This window comes from Mycobacterium parascrofulaceum ATCC BAA-614, from assembly GCF_000164135.1.
Lineage (GTDB): Bacteria > Actinomycetota > Actinomycetes > Mycobacteriales > Mycobacteriaceae > Mycobacterium > Mycobacterium parascrofulaceum.
The window spans coordinates 1-988 of sequence record NZ_GG770631.1 but is presented as its reverse complement, the minus strand read 5'-3'; the positions used below and the strand labels follow the sequence as shown (position 1 = coordinate 988).

Sequence of the window (988 nt, the reverse complement as noted above, 5' to 3'; positions counted from 1 at the left end):
GATGCGGCATCCCCGCCGGCGCACTCAGCCCTGCCACTTGACGCCCAGATCCCAACAAATGGCCTGCGGACCTGCGCCAGCGCCTGTGGTATCGTCCCAGAGGTTTTGGTCGTACGGCTGCCATGGCCCAGCTTCGAGGTCAGCAACAAGATTCCGTTGGTCATCTATAAATCGTTGAAGCGATCTTCGTAAAAAGCGCTCCGCATCGGGGTGACTGTCAAGGACCGGCTGCGCTCTGGTCAGCCAGTCTTTTGTATCGCGGACAAACTTCGGTTGGGCCGCGTTCCACGCCGGGGACCCCGCCGCTCCTTGGCTCGACAACGCCTTTGCCGTGTGGTTGTTCTCAATTATTAACGGCGCGATCGCCGTGCACAGGGCGCGATTGGCGGCCGTGTAGTCCGTGCTCAATGAGGGGGCGGTCGATGGTGAAAGTGATTCCCTCGGTGTGGAATTCGAGAAGCTGAGCGTTTGGGTGAGCGCAATGATGGCCACCACCAGCGCTGCCGCTGCCAGAACCGCAGCAATCAATGCTGTCCAGGAAAACCGTGGTCGACGAGGAACCGGTGGTGGGGGCGGCCACGGCTGTGTAATACCCATCCCGCCGCTGTGTTGCGGATCCATTACCCCAGCTTAAGCCGGGACCCAGACAAGATCTGCACTCAATGCGAGCGCCTGGCCGCGCACTGAGAGGGCGAGGCATGAGTTGTGGGTTTCGGGGTGGGCCCAGGTCGGGCAACCAAGCTGTTGGCCGGCTTTCGGTACTGGGTTCTCAGGCGGCGGCACTGGTGTTGTCGGAGCGTTGTCCAGCCGGGGCGAAGTGCATCACAAAAAATCCGTCAATGGCCTGTCCCGATTGCTCGGCGGCTACACCACCGGCCTGGCGGCGCAGCCCCTCCGCCGTGTCGATCAGCTTCACACCGTCGGCATGCTGCTCCTCAGACGCGGTCTGAAAGCTCTGCGGATCCGTCATCGGCCACGAGCCACCCAG

General features: G+C 62.2%; 2 protein-coding genes. Both read right to left on the bottom strand.

The window, feature by feature from the left end; translation table 11 throughout:
* Positions 1-24 precede the first annotated feature (24 nt).
* On the bottom strand, positions 25-621 hold the full coding sequence (locus HMPREF0591_RS34315) for a hypothetical protein (protein WP_244269134.1): 597 nt from the start codon (positions 619-621) through the stop codon (positions 25-27).
* Positions 622-769: 148 nt separating this feature from the next.
* Positions 770-988: hypothetical protein (locus HMPREF0591_RS29925; protein WP_040624558.1), on the bottom strand; the 219-nt coding region annotated here is incomplete at its 5' end.